Source organism: Lysinibacillus sphaericus (assembly GCF_001629735.1).
Taxonomy (GTDB): domain Bacteria; phylum Bacillota; class Bacilli; order Bacillales_A; family Planococcaceae; genus Lysinibacillus; species Lysinibacillus pinottii.
This window is the reverse complement of record NZ_CP015224.1, coordinates 3678033-3698745: the sequence shown is the minus strand read 5'-3', so window position 1 is coordinate 3698745 and position 20713 is coordinate 3678033. Positions and strand designations below refer to the sequence as shown.

The following is a 20713-nucleotide window of genomic DNA, read 5'->3' as shown; positions in this document are numbered from 1 at the left end:
ACCTTTCAAAAAAATTTTAAAAAACTCACTTTAAATTGAAACTATTACGGGTATAGTTCCGTAAATAGTAGTACATAAAACGATAGACAACGCATAAAGAAAGGATTGATATATATGGAGAGTAAATGGTCTAAAGTAATCATACACGCAAGTTCGTTTTTTGCGCCATGGTTAGTTCCCATAATCTTCTTTTTAATTAGTACGGATGAGGAAGTGAAGGCAATTTCTATCCAAGCAATACTTTTCCAACTTGTCATGGCGGTTTTACTTGCTGTCTCTGGAGTCTTAAGCTTTTTCATCATTGGCATTCCATTTTTAATCGTTTTCGGTATTATGCTTTTTGTAGTACCAATTATCGGTATCGTCAAAGCATTAACTGATGAGCCTTGGCGTTATCCAATTGTAGGTCGTTGGGTATAATTTTTATAGACGCAAGTATATGCTAGTTGCATATGCTTGCGTTTTTTCTATGGATAAAAAGGGTACATTAGGTGTAGGAAGCAAATAAATGTGCTCGATAGCCATTAATTAATAAGTGCTATTTTTTACGCTTGAATATACTTTTTAAGGCATTTCATTTTTCTCTGGGCGAAATCATTGCAATTATTTTCAAGCGTTTTGTATAATATACTCAAAGAAAGTCAAAGATAGTCAAAGTCAGTGAAGCAAGCGAGGTGTATTCCTAAAATGCGTAATATATCAGACATCATAGAAGGTTACTTAAAGCAAGTACTTGAATTAGGTGGGGAAGGGCATATTGAAATAAAACGTAGTGAAATTGCAGATAAATTTCAATGTGTTCCGTCACAAATAAATTATGTCATTAATACAAGATTTACTGCCGAGCGAGGTTACCTTGTAGAGAGCAAGCGTGGTGGTGGTGGATACATTCGAATTTTACGTGTCCGCGCGAATTCACAGATTGATTTAATTGACGATGTTCTCCGGCATATTGAAGGTGGAGCATCGCAAACAATGGCAGAAGATTTAGTGTATCGACTCATCGACGAGCAGGTAATTTCAAAGCGAGAAGCGAAGTTAATGTTAGCAGCAATTGATCGCTCAACAATCGACTTACATCTTCCTTTAAGAGATATAATTCGAGCAAAAATATTGCGGGCGATGCTGACAACTATAAAATACGAGCAGCAGAAATAGTGAGGTGATGGAAATGATATGTGAACATTGTAAACAACGTAATGCGACAGTTACTGTAACACAAGTTCAAAATGGGCAAAAGGTGGAGCACCATTATTGTGACGTCTGCGCCTCACAGTTCCATCCATTTCATGCAGAGTTTAAACAAGAGCCAGTTTCTATACAACAGTTATTATCTAACTGGTTTGGCTCACCTACATGGCAAAAGGTGGGGGAAAAACAACAAACACAGCCACAACAGCAAACGTGTCCACAATGTGAATTTACGTATAAGCAATTTTTGAAAGAAGGTAAGTTTGGTTGCCCAAGCTGTTATGACACTTTTAGCGAACATTTACCTAAGCTCTTTAATCGGATACAGGCTGGTCCCCAACATATTGGTAAAATGCCAGGTGCCCATAGCAATGTGTATGTCATTAAAAAGCAAATTGAGGAAATCCGTAAACGTATGAAGTTCGCTGTAGATGAAGAACAATTCGAAGAGGCAGCAAAGCTTCGTGATGAAGTCAAAGAGCTTGAGAAGCAGCTACAATTTGAAGGTGGTGATGTGTCATGATGATTGAATCGTTTTTAGAGCGTGCTACACCTACTTGGATGCGTATTGAAGACGATTATTCTGACATTGTCATTAGTACACGTATTCGCCTTGCTCGAAATTTAGATGGATATCGTTTTCCATTATCGTTTTCAGAGAACGAGGCTTTACAGGTGGAACAGGCAGTTACACATGCAGTAAGCGATAGTCCAACGCTTCAAAATGATTATGCTTATTTTTCTATCAATGATTTAACACCTTTACAACGTCAAATTCTTGTAGAAAAGCATTTGATTAGTCCGCAGCTTGCAAAAAAAGAGCAGGTGGGCTCTGTGCTTCTGTCACAAGATGAATCGGTGAGTATTATGGTGAATGAAGAGGATCACTTGCGCATTCAATGTATGACCGCGAGTTTTCAGCTTCAAAATGCCTATGAACAAGCGAATAAGATTGACCGTATTCTAGAGAAGGTCTTACCTTATGCATTTCGAGATACCTTTGGCTATTTAACAAGCTGTCCTACGAATATTGGTACTGGGCTTCGGGCATCTGTGATGATGCATCTACCTGCTCTTACGTTAACCGGACAGATGAATCAAATTATAAATGCGATGACACGCTTAGGCATGACGGTAAGAGGTATATATGGTGAAGGAAGCGAAAATTTAGGGAACGTTTATCAAGTGTCTAACCAAATTACACTTGGAAAGACAGAAGAAGATATTTTAGCAGATATACAAAGTGTTGCTGAAAAAATTATACAAAAGGAACGGCATGCGAGAGGTAGGCTGATGGAAAAAGCTGAGCTTGCTTTAGAAGATCGAGTTTATCGAGCTTTAGGTACCCTTACTTATGCAAGAATTTTAACAAGTGAGGAAGCGGCTACCTGTCTTTCGAATGTTCGTTTAGGAGTCGACCTACAGTTGATTGACGGTATACTCGCAACAACTTTAAATGAGTGCGTCGTCAGTATGCAACCAGGTTTTTTACAGCATTATGCAGGTGAGGCATTACCGCCTGCTGAACGTGATCGTGTACGAGCAGAAATGCTTCGTGAGGCATTAATTCAAACACACACGAATAAGCCTAATAATGGGGAAAAAGGAGAGGATTTATATGATGTTTAATCGTTTTACACAACGCGCGCAAAAAGTATTACAGCTTGCTCAGGAAGAGGCTATTCGTTGGAAGCACGAATCCATTGGCACAGAGCACATTTTATTAGGGCTTATACGTGAAGGCGGCGGTATTGCTGCAAAAGCGTTAGAAGCTATTGATATTAGTCCTCAAATGATTGAAGCTGGTATTGAAGAATTAGTTGGTAAAGGTAAAGAAGATGTTGGTCCAATCGTTCACTATACGCCACGAGCGAAAAAAGTAATTGAACTATCGGTTGATGAATCTCGTAAATTAGGCCATTCGTATATCGGTACAGAGCATTTGCTGTTAGCCCTTATACGTGAAGGTGAAGGTGTAGCAGCTCGCGTCTTAAACAATGCAGGTGTGGGCTTAAATAAAGCACGTCAGCAAGTATTATTGTTATTAGGGAATAATGATAATGCGCAATCAGGTCAACAAGCGGCACAAGCTGCGAATACCCCTACATTAGATAGTTTAGCCCGTGATTTAACTCAAATTGCCCGTGAAGGCACGTTAGATCCTGTGATTGGTCGAAGCAAGGAAATTACACGTGTTATCGAAGTGTTATCGCGTCGTACAAAAAATAACCCTGTTTTAATTGGTGAGCCAGGTGTTGGTAAAACAGCAATTGCTGAAGGGTTAGCACAGCAAATTATTAATAATGAAGTACCAGAAATTCTTCGAGACAAACGTGTGATGACACTAGATATGGGAACTGTCGTTGCAGGCACAAAATATCGTGGGGAATTTGAGGACCGTTTGAAAAAAGTAATGGATGAAATCCGCCAAGCCGGAAATATCATTTTATTTATTGATGAATTACACACTTTAATCGGTGCAGGTGGTGCAGAAGGTGCAATTGACGCATCAAATATTTTAAAACCATCCTTAGCGCGTGGTGAGCTGCAATGTATCGGTGCGACAACGCTTGATGAATATCGTAAATATATTGAAAAAGATGCAGCATTAGAGCGTCGTTTCCAACCGATCCAAGTGGATGAACCAACGGTGGAAGAAGCAATTCTCATTATTCAAGGCTTACGAGATCGCTATGAAGCACATCACCGAGTGAAAATTACAGATGAAGCAATTGAAGCAGCGGCAAAAATGGGTGATCGATATATTTCTGACCGCTTCTTACCAGATAAAGCAATTGACCTGATTGATGAAGCAGGATCAAAGGTTCGCTTACGTTCATTCGCAGTGCCACCAAACTTAAAGGCACTTGAAGATAAGCTTGAAAATGTTCGCTCTGAAAAGAATGCTGCTGTATCAGGTCAAGAGTTTGAAAAGGCTGCTGCGTTAAGAGATACGGAGCAAAAGCTTAAAGATGAGATTGAAGCTACAAGAAAAAATTGGAAAGAAGAGCAAGGTAAAGCCGAGTCCAAAGTAACAGTAGATGATGTTGCAGCAGTTGTATCAATGTGGACAGGAATTCCTGTAGCTAAAATTGCTTCTGAAGAATCTTCAAAATTATTACAACTTGAAGAAGAGCTACACAAACGTGTGGTTGGGCAAGGGGAAGCAGTAGAAGCCATTTCCCGTGCGATCCGTCGTGCAAGAGCGGGCCTCAAAGATCCAAAACGACCAATCGGTTCATTTATTTTCTTAGGTCCTACTGGTGTTGGTAAAACGGAGCTTGCAAGAGCACTTGCTGAAGTGATGTTTGGTGACGAAGATGCTATGATTCGTGTCGATATGTCTGAGTACATGGAGAAACATTCAACTTCTCGTTTAGTAGGTTCACCTCCAGGCTACGTAGGCTTTGATGATGGTGGTCAATTGACTGAAAAGGTTCGTCGTAAACCATATTCTGTTGTATTACTAGATGAAATTGAAAAAGCACACCCTGATGTTTTCAATATTCTCCTGCAAGTTCTTGAAGATGGTCGATTAACGGACTCTAAGGGGCGTGTAGTAGACTTCCGCAACACAGTAGTGATAATGACTTCTAACGTCGGCGCGGATGCTCTTAAATATCAAAAAAGCCTTGGTTTTAACGTAGGTGGTGCAGATTCTAAACATAAAGATATGAAGAGTACGATGCTCGAAGAATTGAAAAAAGCATTCCGTCCAGAATTCTTAAACCGTATTGATGAAATGATTGTGTTCCATTCATTAGAAAAAGAGCATTTAAAAGAAATCATTGCGATGATGGGGAACGCTCTAACAAAGCGGTTGAAAGAACAGGATATTTCATTAGAATTAACAGATGCAGCGCTTGAAAAAATTGCTCAGGAGGGCTACGACCCTCAATACGGTGCACGTCCACTACGTCGAGCATTACAAAAACAAGTGGAAGACCGATTATCAGAAGAATTATTAAAGGGTAATGTGGAGAAGGGTAATCATGTTATCATTGATTATGTAAATGACGAGTTTATTGTGAAGAAAAAAGAGGGAGTTTCTATCTCTAAATAATTTCAAACTAAAGACAGTAAGGCATTAAGTGCCAAGCTGTCTTTTTTTTTGTACAATTAATATAAGAACAAATATTCGAGGTGAAAGAAAGTTGGCAAAGAAAAAAACGAAATTTGTATGTTCAGGCTGTGGCTATGAATCGGCAAAATGGATGGGAAGATGTCCAGGCTGTGGAGAATGGAATAAAATGGTGGAGGAAGTAGAAGTTATAGCGAAAGGACCAAGAGGGGCATTCCAGCATTCTGCTACAGTTACTCAAAAGGCAATCCCCATTATTCAGGTCGAAGCTAGTGAAGAGTCTCGAGTGGCGACAGAAATGGGCGAGCTGAATCGTGTATTAGGCGGTGGTATTGTGCCTGGCTCTCTAGTATTAATAGGTGGCGATCCTGGGATTGGGAAATCAACATTATTACTACAAGTTTCAGCTTTGCTCTCAAATAAAGGCCATCGCGTGCTGTATATTTCAGGTGAGGAGTCTATTCGTCAAACGAAGCTACGAGCAGAGCGTTTAGGGGTAATCTCTCAAGAGCTGTACATTTATTCCGAAACGAATCTTGAGTTTTTGAATCAAACGATTGAGGAAGTACAGCCGAAATTTGTCATTGTTGATTCCATACAAACGGTCTTTCATCCAGAGGTAACAAGTGCGCCAGGTAGTGTATCTCAGGTACGTGAGTGTACAGCTGAGCTTATGCGAATAGCTAAAACAAAAGGGATTGCTATATTCTTAGTTGGGCATGTTACGAAAGAGGGGCAAATCGCAGGGCCTCGAATTTTAGAACATATGGTGGATACAGTCCTATATTTTGAAGGCGAAAGACATCATAATCATCGTATTTTACGAAGTCAAAAAAACCGCTTTGGCTCTACCAATGAAATTGCTATATTTGAAATGCTACAGGGTGGTTTAAAAGAGGTGCTGAACCCATCTGAGCTATTTTTGCAGGAGCGTTCACAAGGGGCTGCGGGTTCCACGATTGTTGCCTCGATGGAGGGAACAAGGCCAATACTCGTTGAAATTCAGTCGCTAGTGACGCCTACAAGCTTTAATTACCCTAAACGGATGGCAACCGGGGTAGATCAAAATAGAGTGCAATTGCTGATGGCTGTGCTTGAAAAGCGTATGGGTCTCATGCTACAAGCACAGGATGCATATATTAAAGTTGCTGGTGGTGTGAAATTGGACGAACCTGCTATAGATTTAGCTGTTCTGACAAGCATCGTGTCTAGCTTTAAGGATCAGGCTGTAAGGGCAACCGATTGCTTTATTGGTGAAGTGGGTCTGACAGGAGAGGTACGTCGAGTATCCCGTATCGAGCAGCGTGTCATTGAAGCGGCGAAGCTTGGTTTTAAAAAAGTCTTCATTCCTGCATCAAATATAGGTGGTTGGGATTTTCCGCAAGGGATTGAAATTGTCGGTGTAGAAACAATAAAGGATGCATTAAATGCCTGTTTTAGAGAGTTATAGGAAAACCATGCATGTTAGATACTATTCTGACATGCATTTCCTTCATTTTGACGTAAAAAGTGGGAAACTCAAGTAAAGGAATAGGCGTCCTAGTTAATGCAGGGTGAATGTGTGGTTGGAAAGAGAGAGTTAAATAATGATAATCTGATGGGCTGAAGAAGGATTTTCTATAATAAACTATGTATAATCTTAACTAACAATAGGAGGTGACAGCTTGTGAAAAAATTTGTTCAGATAGCTTTTTTACTGATTGGAGGAGCATTGGGCCTTGTTTTCTTACCGCCATTATACGAATTGCTTCATTTATCATCTAATCCTTGGCTTGATAATCCTTACGTATCAGTAGCATTAGGAGCGCTTTTACTGTTTACATTGTCATTCGCGTTTTCCGATTATTTTGTGAAGCTCATTAGCTGGATGGAAGAGGTCCTGTTTAAGGTTCCGGTCGGAGATTTGTTATTTGGTACGCTTGGCCTAATAATAGGGCTAATTGTAGCGTATTTTTTAGGCTTTGCTATTAATAGTGTGAAGTTCCCTGTTATTACAGAGGTAGTCCCTATTATCCTGTCATTCGTATTAGGATATCTAGGCTTCCGTTTAGGTTTTAGAAAAAGGGATGAATTAATCCAGCTTTTTACCTTACGTAGTAATCAGACAAAGAAAAAAGTTGCTGAGGGTAATGAAATTCAAGAGGTGCGAGGAAGTTACAAATTGTTAGATACAAGTGTCATTATTGATGGCCGCATCGCTGATATTTCTGAAACAGGATTCATTGAAGGAATCTTAATTGTGCCTCAATTTGTCCTAACAGAGCTTCAGCATATTGCTGATTCCTCAGATACATTAAAGCGCACAAGAGGTCGTCGAGGCTTAGATATTTTAAGGAAATTACAGGATGAACGTAATACGAACGTAGAGATTACAGATGAGGATTTTGAGGATGTGCAAGAGGTAGATTTAAAACTTGTACGACTGGCAAAAAAAATGGGGACTGATACACAAATTGTCACAAATGATTTTAACCTTAATAAAGTATGCGAGCTACATCATGTAAAAGTATTAAATATAAATGATTTAGCGAATGCCGTAAAGCCTGTCGTTATTCCAGGTGAAGATATGCAGGTGGTAGTCATTAAAGATGGCAAAGAGCATAATCAAGGAGTAGCCTATTTAGACGATGGTACAATGATTGTTGTGGAAGGCGGTCGTAGCTATATAGGACAGGCAATAACGGTAACAGTAACGAGTGTGCTGCAGACGTCAGCAGGTCGTATGATATTTGCAAAGCCGAAGGACGATTAGGAAGTGAAAACATGCAGTATGAAGTAGTTTTACCTGCCGCAGGAAGTGGAAAACGTATGGGGGCAGGACAAAATAAATTGTTTTTAAAACTTTTAAAGAAGCCTATCCTGATACACACGTTAGAGGTCTTTCAACAGGACCCTTTTTGCACAGGTATTTGGCTAGCAGTAAAACCAGAGGAGCGTATTTATATACAAGAATTGCTCGATGAATATCGTATTACGAAAGTCAAAGGTTTACCTAATGGTGGTGCTGAACGACAGCATTCTGTACATTCATGTATGAAGGAAATGGAACAGGTAGACATCGTGCTTGTTCATGATGCGGCAAGACCTTTTATTACACATGCTATTATCGCCAATCTTGTGCAAAGTGCCCACGACTTTGGTGCAGCCATTGCAGGTGTCCGAGCAAAGGACACAATGAAAAAAGTTCGTAATGGTGTCATTGAGGAAACAGTAGATCGCGACAGCTTATGGATGATTCAAACGCCTCAAGCCTTCCGTTTTGACTTAATTGTTGAGGCAGAGGATGTTGCTGAAAAAGTAGGTTTTCTTGGTACCGATGAAGCAATGCTAGTTGAGCGTCTTGGTCACACAGTGCATATTGTGGAAAGCAGCTACGAGAATGTAAAAATGACGACACAAGAGGATTTGCTATTTGGAGAAGCTATTTTACGAAAACGAGCATTGCAATTAAATGAATAGTGACTAGTTTAAAAATCTCATTAGTGATAGGTTGCTAATGGGATTTTATATTGATGCCTAAGAATGGGACATGTTTATTTTTCAGTGGTCGTCCTAACGCCTGTTGTAATAATGATTGGTTAGCTTGGAAAAACTATAAGCCAGCACACCAAGGAGTAATGGATCTGTTGGTATAAGAAAATGCTGACTATTTGCTATCAGCTCAATTTCCTAGGAAATATGTTAAAATGTGAGGGTATAATAGTGACTAAATAGATAAAAGTGAAGGAAGGTGAATGAGACTGCATTTTAGGCAAACTAGGAGAATTATCCATATGTATGGCTAACGTAGTCTCTCTATCATATGTTTCGAATTGGACAAGGTTTTGATGTACATGCATTTGAAGAAGGGCGTCCGTTAATTATCGGTGGTATTACTATTCCACATGAAAAAGGGTTAGTTGGACACTCAGATGCAGATGTATTATTACACACAGTTACAGATGCAGCGCTAGGAGCAATTGGAGAAGGAGATATTGGACGTCATTTTCCAGACACAGATCCAGCTTTTAAAGACGCAGATTCAGCAAAATTATTAGAATACATTTGGAAAATTGTTGAGGATAAAGGATATATTCTAGGTAATGTCGATTGTACAATTATGGCTCAACGACCAAAAATGGCACCATATATTGAGCAAATGCAAAATCGTATTGCAGAATTGTTACATGCTGAGCCGTCACAGGTAAATGTCAAAGCGACAACAACTGAACGTCTAGGTTTTACTGGACGTGAAGAAGGTATAGCAGCGATGGCAACAATTCTTTTGATGAAGAAATAAATGTGAGTGAACTCTGCTTTTATTTCCAGTTACAGAGTGGTAAAATGAACAAAGTCAATTTTTGATCGAAAATTTAGGAGGCTTTTAATATGACGAAAGAAGTTCGCGTTCGTTACGCGCCATCTCCAACAGGTTTTTTACATATCGGTGGGGCGCGTACAGCATTATTCAATTATTTATATGCAAAACATCATAACGGTAAATTCATTGTACGTATTGAAGATACGGATATTGAACGTAATGTAGAGGGTGGAGAAGCATCTCAGTTAGATAACCTAAAATGGTTAGGTATTGAATATGATGAGTCCATTGATATTGGTGGACCTTATGCGCCTTATCGTCAAATGGAGCGTCTTGATATTTATAAAGAGCACGCTGAAAAACTATTAGCGCAAGGTGCAGCCTACAAATGCTTCTGTTCTTCAGAAAAACTGGAAGCATCTCGTGAGGAACAAAAAGCAAGAGGTGTAGCAGCTCCTACTTATGATGGTACATGCCGTCATCTCTCAGCTGAGGAAGTTGCAGCTAAAGAAGCAGCGGGTGAGCCATACACAATTCGTATGCGTGTACCAGAAAATGTAACATATGATTTTGAAGATTTAGTTCGTGGACAAGTTACATTTGAATCTAAAGACATTGGCGACTGGGTAATTGTAAAAGCAAACGGTATTCCAACGTATAACTATGCTGTAGTTCTAGATGATCACTTCATGGAGATTTCTCACGTTTTCCGTGGTGAAGAGCATTTATCTAATACGCCAAAACAAATGATGATCTTTGATGCATTTGGTTGGGAGTATCCGCGCTTCGGTCATATGACGTTAATTATTAATGAGAACCGTAAAAAGCTATCAAAACGTGATGAGTCCATTATTCAATTTGTCACTCAATATAAGGATTTAGGGTATCTTCCTGAAGCAATGTTCAACTTCTTTGCTTTACTTGGCTGGTCTCCAGAAGGGGAAGAGGAAATTTTCTCTAAAGAAGAATTTATCAAGATCTTTGATGAAAAACGTCTTTCTAAATCACCATCTATGTTCGATAAACAAAAGTTGACATGGATGAATAATCAATATATTAAAAAACTATCTTTAGAAGAAGTAGTAGCTTTATCATTACCACATTTACAAAAAGCTGGACTTTTACCAGATGAACTTTCAGCAGTGCAACATGCATGGGCAACAGATTTAATTGGGCTTTACCATGACCAAATGAGCTTTGGTGCAGAGATTGTTGAATTATCTAGCCTATTCTTTAAAGACCATATTGAATATGATGAAGAAGCCAAAGCTGTTTTAGCAGGAGAGCAAGTACCAGAGGTAATGGCTGCATTCAAAGCACAGCTCGAAGAATTAGAAGAATTTACGCCAGATGCGGTAAAAGCAGCTATTAAAGCTGTGCAAAAGGCAACAGGTCATAAAGGTAAAAATTTATTTATGCCAATCCGTGTTGTCACAACGGGTGAAACACATGGACCGGAGCTTCCCAATGCTATCTGCTTAATTGGCAAAGAGAAAGCAATTGATCGTGTAGAAAAATTTGCGCAATAAATAGAAATCCATTGACAATTGATTCTTGCGTTGTAAAATGTATTTACATTGAAAAAGCGTTGATAAGGAGAAGTAAGTGGCGCACGCTCTAAAGAGAGGACCATCACCGGCTGAAAGTGGTCTGAGTCTAGGCAAAACTGAAATGCACCTTTGAGCATAAAGCTGAACTATAGTAGGCTTTATCGATTCGTTCTCGTTAAAGAACGACCAGAGTGGGAGGCTTTTTGCCTTCAATCAGAGTGGAACCACGCAAATTTAAGCGTCTCTGTCATTCCTTTTTGGGATGATAGGGGCGTTTTTTATTTTATCTTCATTCTTTGATGAAGAGGGAGGCATTCAAACAAACATACCACATCATCTTAGGCAGAGAATTCTAAAGAAAGTTGACGACAGTGTCGGTTCTGTGTAAAGGGTTTCTAGGAATTTGAGCAAGAACAACATAAAAAGGGGGAGTTTTTTGTGTTTAAAAGGATGAAAGAAGATGTGGAAACAATTTTTGAGAATGATCCAGCTGCGCGAAGTGTATTGGAAGTGGTATTAACATATTCCGGTTTGCATGCCACATGGGCTCATCGAGTGGCTCATTGGTTCTTTAAAAAACGCTTTTATTTTATGGCTCGTGCCATTTCACAAATAAGCCGCTTTTTTACTGGTATTGAAATTCATCCTGGTGCGAAAATCGGCCGCCGCTTTTTTATAGACCATGGTATGGGTGTTGTGATTGGTGAAACATGTGAAATCGGTGATAATGTGACTTTGTACCAGGGGGTAACTCTAGGTGGTACAGGGAAAGAAAAAGGAAAACGACACCCTACATTAGAGGATAATGTCCTTGTAGCAACAGGCGCTAAAGTTTTAGGTTCTATTACAATTGGCGAGAATAGTAAAATTGGTGCGGGGTCAGTTGTTTTAAAAGAGGTGCCTCCAAATGCCACTGTGGTCGGTATACCTGGTAAAATAGTAATTAAAGATGGAGTTCGTCTAGAGAAAAAACTAGATCATCAAAATATTCCTGATCCTGTAGAAGAACGTTGTCAAGCTTTTGAGAAGCAAATTGTTATATTAAGACAGGAAATTGAACGCTTACAAAAGGAGAGAGAGACACAATGAGTATTCAAATTTTCAACTCATTATCAAGACAAAAAGAAACCTTTGTTCCGCTAGAAGAAGGCAAAGTAAAAATGTATGTCTGCGGGCCTACCGTTTATAACTATATCCATATCGGGAATTCACGTCCTGTTATAGTTTACGACACAGTCCGTCGCTATTTCCAATATAAAGGCTATGATGTAAAGTTTGTTTCCAATTTTACGGATGTAGACGATAAAATTATTAAGGCTGCCAATGAGCTTGGTGAAGAAGTTCATGAGTTAACAGAGCGCTTTATAGCTGCGTACTTTGAAGATGTTACTGCATTAGGGTGCAAAAAAGCCGATGTTCATCCACGTGTAACAGAGCATATGGCTGATATTATTCAATTTATCCAAGTTTTAATTGAAAAAGGCTATGCTTATGAGTCAGCAGGTGATGTGTATTACCGCACGCGCAAGTTTAATGGCTATGGTAAATTATCACATCAATCCGTAGATGATTTAAAAATTGGTGCACGTATAGAAGCTGGTGAGAAAAAAGATGATGCATTAGATTTTGCTTTATGGAAAGCAGCGAAGCCAGGTGAAATTTTCTGGGAAAGTCCTTGGGGCAATGGTCGTCCTGGTTGGCATATTGAATGTTCAGTAATGGCTCGTGAGCATTTAGGAGATACTATTGATATTCACGCTGGTGGGCAGGATTTAACTTTCCCACACCACGAAAATGAAATTGCACAGTCAGAAGCTCACAATGATAAAACATTTGCACGTTATTGGATGCATAATGGTTATATTAATATTGATAATGAAAAGATGTCTAAATCTCTTGGGAATTTTATTTTGGTGAATGATATTCGTAAACAAATTGATCCACAGGTGCTTCGCTTCTTTATGCTATCTGTTCATTATCGTCATCCAATTAATTTTGCGAAGGATTTAGTAGAGGCAGCTTCAGCTGGCTTAGAGCGCATTCGTACAGCCTACAACAATGTGAAGCATCGTCTTACGACTACTGTAAGCTTAGGCGATCACTCAGATGAGTGGCTGAATAAAATTACTGAGCAAAAGGCACAGTTTGAAGAGGCCATGGATGATGATTTTAATACAGCTAACGGGATTTCGGTATTATTTGAGTTAGCTCGTATTGCTAATATTTATTTAAATGAAACGAATACTTGCAAAAAAGTGTTAGAAACATTTATTGAAACTTTTGAAGTACTAGGTGACGTCTTAGGTATCGAATTTGCAAAAGAAGAAGAATTATTAGACGAAGAAATTGAAGCACTACTACAAGAGCGTGTAGAGGCACGTAAGAATCGTGATTTTGCTCGTTCTGATGAGATTCGTGACCATTTGCAAGCCCAAGGTATCATTTTAGAAGATACGCGACAAGGAACTAGATGGAAACGAGGGTAATTAAGTTGGATAAACTTCGCAATGAAGATGTTAAGCAATTAAATGCGTTGGCGTTAGCCTATATGGGTGACGCCGTATTGGAGCAAAAGATACGAGAACACTTGCTTCGTTCAGGTCGAGTTAAACCGAATACACTTCATCGAGAGGCAACGCGTTACGTTTCGGCAAAGGCACAATCTATGATTGTTCATCGTATGATGGATGAGAATTATTTAACAGAGGAGGAGTTGGCAGTGTTCCGTCGTGGACGTAATGCCAAGTCCGGCTCTGTACCAAAGAATACAGATGTCCAAACTTATCGAAATAGCTCTGGCTTTGAGGCGGTACTTGGTAGTTTATATTTATTAAATGAACTTGAACGCGTGTATGAAATCATTGCATATGCTATTCAAATAATCGAGGAATCGAAAGGAGTGTAGAAAGAATGACAGAACAAAATGGAGAAATTATTGCCGGTAAAAACCCAGTGTTAGAAGCACTTCGTTCAGGACGCGATATGAATAAAGTATGGATTGCAGAGGGGGTAAAAAAATCGGGTGTCAATGAACTGCTAGATCTAGCTCGAGAACGTGGAGTGATCGTTCAGTTTGTTCCGAAAAAGAAGGTCGACCAATTATCAAGTGCAAATCATCAAGGTATTGTTGCTTCTGTTGCAGCATATAAGTATGCTGAACTGGAGGATTTATTTGCTGCAGCCGCAAAAAAACAAGAAGATCCCTTTTTCTTAATCTTAGACGAGCTTGAAGATCCACATAACCTAGGTTCTATTATGAGAACAGCTGATGCAATAGGAGCGCATGGTATTATTATTCCAAAGCGCCGTTCAGTAAGTTTAACAGCTGTCGTGGCGAAGTCTTCAACAGGCGCTATTGAACATGTCCCTGTAGTACGTGTAAACAATCTGGCTCAAACAGTGGATGAACTAAAAGAACGAGGTATATGGATTGCTGGTACAGACGCGAAGGGCTCTGTAGACTATCGGAAAATGGATGCAACATTACCATTGGCTATCATTATCGGTAGTGAGGGTAAGGGAATGGGTCGCTTATTAAAAGAGAAATGTGACTTCTTGTATCATTTACCGATGGTAGGGCATGTGACATCACTGAATGCTTCAGTGGCAGCAGCATTATTAATGTACGAAGTGTATCGTAAGCGTCAAGAAGCGAATGAGTAACAATGAAAAACATTTTGCTAGTTGATGGCTATAATATGATTGGGTCCTGGAAAGAGCTTCGACCATTGCGGGATACAAATTTTGAGGATGCTCGCAAAAGGTTGATAGAACTTATGGCTGAATATAAAGCAGCTATGGGGTGGCGCGTAATTATTGTTTTTGACGCACATCTAGTACCAGGCGTAGAGCAATCTTATTTAGAAAGTGATGTTGAAGTCATTTATACTCGGAAAAATGAAACAGCAGATGAACGTATTGAAAAAATGACGCATGAACTTAAGGCTAGAAATGTACAAATACACGTAGCAACTTCCGATATGGCAGAGCAAAGTGTGATCTTTGGTAATGGAGCTTTGAGAAAATCAGCGAGAGAACTAGAAATAGATACAAGCATTATCCAGCATAAAATATCTCATGCTGTAAAAAGGAAACATGAAAGTAGACCACCTTCACGTATAGAATTAAAGCCGGATGTGGCGATAGCATTCGAAAAATGGAGACGTGGATTGAAATGATTGATTGACGCATATTTTCCATTTCCGTTATACTGTTCCTAATTATCTGTTGTGGCTGAGGTGATACCATGTTTAAAAATAGCATTGTACAAGTGACACAAGATTTTGAACGATTCAATGATGAAGAGCTTATTGAAATGGTGCATCAAGGTAATACAGATGCGTTGGATTATTTAATTACGAAATACCGTTTGTTAGTTAGGGCGAAGGCAAGATCCTATTTCTTAATTGGTGCTGATAAGGAAGATATTGTGCAAGAGGGCATGATTGGTTTGTATAAAGCGATTCGTGATTTTAAAGGGGATAAGCTTGCTTCTTTCCGGGCATTTGCTGAGCTATGTATTACAAGGCAAATTATTACCGCTATTAAAACGGCTACTAGGCAAAAGCATATACCTCTCAACTCCTATGTTTCTTTGGACAAGCCCATTTTTGATGAAGAATCAGACCGAACGCTAATGGATGTTTTAACAGGCGCTATCATGGATGATCCAGAAGAATTAATAATTCATAGAGAAGAATTTGGATATTTAGAAGAAAAGATGAGTGAGATTTTAAGTGAACTAGAGTTACAGGTTTTAGCTCTATATCTAGATGGCCGATCATATCATGAAATTTCTGCAAAATTAAATCGTCATGTGAAATCCATTGATAATGCTTTGCAGCGGGTGAAGCGCAAATTAGAGCGACATTTAGTCCTTGAGGAAATGTCTTAGAGGTCATAGGCTTTATTGACATTGACAAATATAGGTGTTAGTCTTAAAAAGATAAAGTGCCGAAAAAGGTGAGTGTATGGCAAAAAAAGTCGTGCTAAATTGCGAGAAATGTGGATCGAGAAATTACACGTTCCCGGCTAAAGAAGGCTCCACTGTACGCCTCGAATTAAAGAAATTTTGCTCGCATTGCAATGAACATACAGTGCATAAACAAACGTTATAAAATGATATGTAAATAGACAGATTTTGATTGATTCGGAGGTTAAGCTAGAATGGGCAAGATCAAAGGCTTTTTCAGTGATGTAATGTCAGAAATGCGCAAAACAAGCTGGCCGAAAAGTAAAGAGCTGACTAAATATACAGTCGTTGTAATTTCAACTGTTGTCGTTATGGCTTTATTTTTTGTGTTAGTTGACTTAGGTATTTCATCATTATTCCGCTGGTACTTAGATTTATAATTTAGTAAATAGCATGTTAATACTTATGAAATAGCCCGTCCATTGCAATAACGGGTTTTTTCGTTTGTTTTATCTTCATTCAGCAGGTAATTCTATCTTTATGTGCAAGTGATATGGATGAAGTGAATGGCAGTAAGTTAATCTCATTATGATAAGTATGATAGTAGCGATAGATGACTATGCTAGTTTCGATACATATCTTCAGGCTTTCTTTATAGGAAAAGGCTATGTTTATATGAGATGTTTGTGAAAAGGGTAAGGATTGCATCTAGCATATCGCGATTCATTTTCACTTTTATTTGTAAGGGAGGGACGGACGAGGAGTCCTAGTAGTTATGGAGAAAAATTGGTATGTTGTTCATACGTATTCAGGGTATGAGAACCGAGTAAAAGCAAACCTAGAAAAACGTGTAGAAACAATGGGAATGCAAGATAAAATCTTCCGAGTGATTGTTCCTGAGCATGAGGAAACAGAAATGAAGGATGGGAAAAAGCGTACGATGATGCGTAAAGTTTTCCCAGGTTATGTATTAGTAGAGCTTATTATGACAGATGATTCTTGGTATGTAGTGCGTAATACGCCGGGTGTAACAGGCTTTATCGGGTCCTCTGGTGGAGGAGCAAAACCAACACCTTTACTACCTGAAGAAGCGGATCGTCTATTACAACAAATGGGTATGACTGATAAGATTGTTGAAGTGGACATCTCTATTGGTGAGGCAGTTGAAGTATTAGAAGGGCCGTTCGCTCATTTCCAAGGACGTGTTGAAGAAATTGACACAGAAAAAGGAAAAATAAAAGTGTCAGTTGATATGTTTGGTCGCGAAACAATTATGGAGCTAGACTTCGAACAAATTCAAAAATTATAGTACAATTTCTAGAACTGTGACATGCCAATTGGTAGACGTTTCGCAGATTTTGTTAATTACTACTTGCTTAAAAAAATTAAAAGTGGTATCATTTCATAGGTCAGACTGTCATACTTTTGTTTGACGTCTGTAATGATAATTTTAATGTTATCGGCACTTAGCTGACAGACAGATATTGAGTGGGAGGGGCAACCCAATTACCACATCACGGACTTAAGGAGGTGTGTCTCGTGGCTAAAAAAGTTATTAAAGTTGTAAAACTTCAAATCCCTGCTGGTAAAGCTAATCCAGCTCCACCGGTTGGTCCTGCATTAGGTCAAGCAGGTGTGAACATCATGGGATTCTGTAAAGAATTCAACGCGCGTACTGCTGATCAAGCTGGTCTTATTATTCCAGTTGAAATTTCAGTATTCGAGGATCGTTCTTTCACTTTCATTACAAAAACTCCACCTGCAGCAGTTCTACTTAAAGTAGCAGCTGGTATCCAATCTGGATCTGGTGAACCAAATCGTAAAAAAGTGGCAACGGTTAAACGTGATAAAGTTCGCGAAATCGCTGAAACTAAAATGCCAGACCTTAACGCTGCTTCAGTAGAAGCTGCTATGTTAATGGTAGAAGGTACTGCACGAAGCATGGGTATTGTTATCGAAGACTAATCCCAGTTACTTGATGTTTTGTTTTTTGGAAGGTTGCGAAGTTTCTTTGTGAACACGCAACCTTTATTCGTGGGAGGTAAAATCCGTTATAACCACAATCAAGGAGGAAATATATAATGGCTAAAAAAGGTAAAAAACTGCAAGATGCAGCTAAATTAATTGATCGTAACTCACTATACAGTGCACAAGAAGCAATCGAACTTGCTCAAAAAACTAGCACAGTAAACTTCGACGCTACTGTAGAAGTTGCTTTCCGCTTAGGTATTGATACTCGTAAAAACGACCAACAAATCCGTGGTGCAGTAGTACTACCAAACGGTACTGGTAAAACTCAACGCGTATTAGTATTCGCGAAAGGTGAAAAACTTAAAGAAGCAGAAGCAGCTGGTGCTGATTATGTAGGTGATGCAGAGTACATCCAAAAAATCCAACAAGGTTGGTTTGATTTCGATGTAATCGTAGCAACTCCTGACATGATGGGTGAAGTTGGTAAACTTGGTCGTGTATTAGGACCTAAAGGCTTAATGCCAAACCCTAAAACTGGTACAGTTACTTTCGATGTAACAAAAGCTATCGAAGAAATCAAAGCTGGTAAAGTAGAATACCGTGCTGATAAAGCTGGTATCATCCACGCTCCTATCGGTAAAGTTTCTTTCTCTGCAGAAAAATTAGTAGAAAACTTCTTAGCTGTATTTGATGTAGTTCAAAAAGCGAAACCTGCTGCAGCTAAAGGTACTTACATGAAATCTGTAAATATTACAACTACAATGGGTCCAGCTGTTAAAATTGACGCTGCTAACGTAGTAGTAAAATAATTTAAATATATATATTGACAACAGCAATGATTACATGATATAATCATTGCTGTTGTGAATTATCCATTTGTACCGTAGACAGTAGGAGTGACATGTCACTTAATGTTCCTACCGAGGACATCGGAATTCAGATTCTTATTTAAAGATGATGACTTTCAGCCTCTGTGTCTATTTGACGTAGGGGCTTTTCTTTTGTCGGTATAAATGACCCATTCTAATAGGAGGTGTCATCATGAGCAAAGCAATCGAAAACAAACAAGTACAAGTTCAAGAGATTACTGAGAAATTCCAAAACGCTTCTTCTGTAGTAGTAGTGGATTACCGTGGTCTTAATGTTGCACAAGTAACAGAGCTTCGTAAACAACTTCGTGAAGCTGGCGTTGAGTTCAAAGTATACAAAAACACTTTAACTCGTCGTGCTGCTGAAGCTGCTGGTCTTGAAGGAATCAACGACGTATTAGTTGGTCCTAACGCAATTGCGTTCTCAAATGAAGATGTTGTAGCGCCTGCTAAAATCATCAACGAGTTCGCTAAGAAAAACGAAGCTTTAGAAATTAAAGCAGGTATTATCGAAGGTACAATCTCTTCTGTTGAAGATGTTAAAGCACTTGCAGAACTTCCATCACGCGAAGGTCTACTTTCTATGCTTTTATCTGTACTTCAAGCTCCAGTGCGTAACTTCGCACTTGCAACAAAAGCTGTTGCAGATCAAAAAGAAGAACAAGGCGCGTAATTTAATACGTCCAAAAACTTCCGCGGCTTGACCGCAAAAAAATAAAACATTATCCAATTAGGAGGAAATTATAATGAACAAAGAGCAAATCTTAGAAGCTATCAAAGCTATGACAGTTCTTGAATTAAACGATTTAGTAAAAGCTATCGAAGAAGAATTCGGTGTAACAGCTGCTGCTCCTGTAGCAGTAGTTGCTGGTGGTGCTGCTGCAGCTGAAGAGAAAACAGAATTCGACGTAGTATTAGCATCTGCTGGTGCAGAAAAAATTAAAGTAATCAAAGTGGTTCGCGAAATCACTGGTTTAGGTCTTAAAGAAGCTAAAGAAGTAGTAGATAACGCTCCTAAAGCTCTTAAAGAAGGCGTTTCTAAAGATGAAGCTGAAGAAATCAAAACTAAACTTGAAGAAGTTGGCGCATCTGTAGAAGTTAAGTAATCTCGCGTTACTTTTAAACAAAAGGAAAGCTCGTCATATTGGCGAGCTTTTTTCTTCATTCTGAGGAGGCGTGAAAATGTCAGATCACTATTATACAAGTAATCCTCAAACTGAGAGTAAACCTCGTCATTGGACATTTCAATTACTAGGGCATTCGTTTTCATTTGAAACGGATGCAGGTGTATTTAGTAAAAGCGAAGTAGATTTTGGATCCCGTGTTTTAATAGACGCTTTTCAAATGCCTAATATTGATGGTGCAATTTTTGATATAGGGTGTGGATATGGGCCGATAGGATTATCCATCGCCAAAGCGAATCCAGACCGTACCGTTTGTATGATGGATATAAATGAACGTGCAGTTGCGCTTTCGCAAAAAAATGCGCAAGTGAACGGTGTTCAAAATGTACGAATATTTGTGAGTGACGGCCTATCGATGGTTGATAAAGATATAGAAGCAGCAGCTATCTTAACGAATCCGCCAATTCGTGCAGGGAAGGAAACGATTTTCCGCTTTTACGATGGAGCTTATGATAGACTAGTGTCATCTGGAGAGCTTTGGGTAGTAATTCAGAAGAAACAAGGAGCGCCATCGACAGTAAGTTACCTAGAGGGTAAATTTTCCGAAGTCGATGTTGTCGAGAAGAAAAAAGGATACTGGATAATACGAGCAAAAAAATAAATGAAATATGTATAATTTATTGACTTGACAAATCGGCTATGATAATATGATACA

The 20713-nt window shown here is 39.0% G+C and carries 24 protein-coding genes and 2 other annotated features; all 24 genes read left to right on the top strand.

Features of this window, described 5'->3' with window-relative positions:
- Window positions 1-114: 114 nt before the first annotated feature.
- The 24 genes from A2J09_RS18260 (at window position 115) to A2J09_RS18150 (ending at window position 20659) form a co-directional block, all read left to right on the top strand.
- Window positions 115-420, top strand: coding sequence for a DUF4870 domain-containing protein (locus A2J09_RS18260; RefSeq protein ID WP_031416735.1), 306 nt, complete (start codon window positions 115-117; stop codon window positions 418-420).
- Window positions 421-687: 267 nt separating this feature from the next.
- Entirely contained in the window at window positions 688-1158 is a 471-nt protein-coding gene (locus A2J09_RS18255) for a CtsR family transcriptional regulator (RefSeq protein WP_031416734.1), read from the top strand.
- A 13-nt stretch (window positions 1159-1171) separates the two neighbouring features.
- Window positions 1172-1714 carry a UvrB/UvrC motif-containing protein gene (locus A2J09_RS18250; RefSeq protein ID WP_031416733.1) on the top strand — a complete coding sequence of 181 codons (543 nt, stop codon included), beginning with the start codon at window positions 1172-1174 and terminating at the stop codon, window positions 1712-1714.
- A complete protein-coding gene (locus A2J09_RS18245) occupies window positions 1711-2820 on the top strand; it encodes a protein-arginine kinase McsB (protein ID WP_012296095.1) in 1110 nt (369 codons plus the stop codon). Before A2J09_RS18250 ends, A2J09_RS18245 begins: the two co-directional genes overlap by 4 nt.
- Window positions 2810-5254: an ATP-dependent Clp protease ATP-binding subunit gene (locus A2J09_RS18240; protein ID WP_031416732.1), complete on the top strand. Its 2445-nt coding sequence runs from the start codon at window positions 2810-2812 to the stop codon at window positions 5252-5254. Before A2J09_RS18245 ends, A2J09_RS18240 begins: the two co-directional genes overlap by 11 nt.
- A gap of 91 nt (window positions 5255-5345) precedes the next feature.
- Window positions 5346-6722 carry a DNA repair protein RadA gene (radA, locus tag A2J09_RS18235; RefSeq protein WP_012296093.1) on the top strand — a complete coding sequence of 459 codons (1377 nt, stop codon included), beginning with the start codon at window positions 5346-5348 and terminating at the stop codon, window positions 6720-6722.
- Window positions 6723-6938: 216 nt separating this feature from the next.
- Window positions 6939-8024: a PIN/TRAM domain-containing protein gene (locus A2J09_RS18230; protein ID WP_012296092.1), complete on the top strand. Its 1086-nt coding sequence runs from the start codon at window positions 6939-6941 to the stop codon at window positions 8022-8024.
- Between the two features lie 11 nt (window positions 8025-8035).
- Window positions 8036-8731, top strand: a complete 696-nt coding sequence (ispD, locus tag A2J09_RS18225) for a 2-C-methyl-D-erythritol 4-phosphate cytidylyltransferase (protein ID WP_012296091.1) — start codon at window positions 8036-8038, stop codon at window positions 8729-8731.
- A gap of 343 nt (window positions 8732-9074) precedes the next feature.
- Window positions 9075-9551, top strand: a complete 477-nt coding sequence (gene ispF, locus A2J09_RS18220; RefSeq protein ID WP_008180601.1) for a 2-C-methyl-D-erythritol 2,4-cyclodiphosphate synthase — start codon at window positions 9075-9077, stop codon at window positions 9549-9551.
- A gap of 89 nt (window positions 9552-9640) precedes the next feature.
- Window positions 9641-11101, top strand: coding sequence for a glutamate--tRNA ligase (gene gltX, locus A2J09_RS18215; RefSeq protein ID WP_012296090.1), 1461 nt, complete (start codon window positions 9641-9643; stop codon window positions 11099-11101).
- A gap of 50 nt (window positions 11102-11151) precedes the next feature.
- Window positions 11152-11371, top strand: a binding site (T-box leader).
- A gap of 189 nt (window positions 11372-11560) precedes the next feature.
- On the top strand, window positions 11561-12211 hold the full coding sequence (epsC, locus tag A2J09_RS18210; protein WP_036162451.1) for a serine O-acetyltransferase EpsC: 651 nt from the start codon (window positions 11561-11563) through the stop codon (window positions 12209-12211).
- Entirely contained in the window at window positions 12208-13608 is a 1401-nt protein-coding gene (gene cysS, locus A2J09_RS18205) for a cysteine--tRNA ligase (protein ID WP_012296088.1), read from the top strand. Before epsC ends, cysS begins: the two co-directional genes overlap by 4 nt.
- 5 nt (window positions 13609-13613) lie before the next feature.
- A complete protein-coding gene (locus A2J09_RS18200; protein ID WP_012296087.1) occupies window positions 13614-14027 on the top strand; it encodes a Mini-ribonuclease 3 in 414 nt (137 codons plus the stop codon).
- A gap of 5 nt (window positions 14028-14032) precedes the next feature.
- On the top strand, window positions 14033-14785 hold the full coding sequence (rlmB, locus tag A2J09_RS18195) for a 23S rRNA (guanosine(2251)-2'-O)-methyltransferase RlmB (RefSeq protein ID WP_012296086.1): 753 nt from the start codon (window positions 14033-14035) through the stop codon (window positions 14783-14785).
- A 2-nt stretch (window positions 14786-14787) separates the two neighbouring features.
- Window positions 14788-15300 (top strand): NYN domain-containing protein, encoded by a 513-nt coding sequence (locus A2J09_RS18190; protein ID WP_012296085.1) that lies wholly within the window; start codon window positions 14788-14790, stop codon window positions 15298-15300.
- A gap of 68 nt (window positions 15301-15368) precedes the next feature.
- Window positions 15369-16016, top strand: a complete 648-nt coding sequence (sigH, locus tag A2J09_RS18185; protein ID WP_031416729.1) for an RNA polymerase sporulation sigma factor SigH — start codon at window positions 15369-15371, stop codon at window positions 16014-16016.
- 76 nt (window positions 16017-16092) lie between these two features.
- Window positions 16093-16239, top strand: a complete 147-nt coding sequence (gene rpmG, locus A2J09_RS23180; protein WP_075807303.1) for a 50S ribosomal protein L33 — start codon at window positions 16093-16095, stop codon at window positions 16237-16239.
- 49 nt (window positions 16240-16288) lie between these two features.
- Window positions 16289-16474 (top strand): preprotein translocase subunit SecE, encoded by a 186-nt coding sequence (gene secE, locus A2J09_RS18180; protein WP_025116455.1) that lies wholly within the window; start codon window positions 16289-16291, stop codon window positions 16472-16474.
- A gap of 335 nt (window positions 16475-16809) precedes the next feature.
- Window positions 16810-17343, top strand: a complete 534-nt coding sequence (gene nusG, locus A2J09_RS18175) for a transcription termination/antitermination protein NusG (protein ID WP_031416728.1) — start codon at window positions 16810-16812, stop codon at window positions 17341-17343.
- 230 nt (window positions 17344-17573) lie between these two features.
- Window positions 17574-17999: a 50S ribosomal protein L11 gene (rplK, locus tag A2J09_RS18170; RefSeq protein WP_004233593.1), complete on the top strand. Its 426-nt coding sequence runs from the start codon at window positions 17574-17576 to the stop codon at window positions 17997-17999.
- A gap of 116 nt (window positions 18000-18115) precedes the next feature.
- Window positions 18116-18814 (top strand): 50S ribosomal protein L1, encoded by a 699-nt coding sequence (gene rplA, locus A2J09_RS18165; protein WP_031416727.1) that lies wholly within the window; start codon window positions 18116-18118, stop codon window positions 18812-18814.
- 54 nt (window positions 18815-18868) lie between these two features.
- Window positions 18869-19014, top strand: a sequence feature (ribosomal protein L10 leader region).
- Window positions 19015-19046: 32 nt separating this feature from the next.
- Entirely contained in the window at window positions 19047-19547 is a 501-nt protein-coding gene (gene rplJ / locus A2J09_RS18160; protein WP_012296080.1) for a 50S ribosomal protein L10, read from the top strand.
- 73 nt (window positions 19548-19620) lie between these two features.
- Window positions 19621-19980: a 50S ribosomal protein L7/L12 gene (gene rplL / locus A2J09_RS18155; RefSeq protein WP_012296079.1), complete on the top strand. Its 360-nt coding sequence runs from the start codon at window positions 19621-19623 to the stop codon at window positions 19978-19980.
- Window positions 19981-20056: 76 nt separating this feature from the next.
- Complete coding sequence (locus tag A2J09_RS18150; RefSeq protein WP_031416726.1) at window positions 20057-20659, top strand: class I SAM-dependent methyltransferase; 603 nt, start codon at window positions 20057-20059, stop codon at window positions 20657-20659.
- The last annotated feature ends 54 nt before the right edge of the window (window positions 20660-20713 follow it).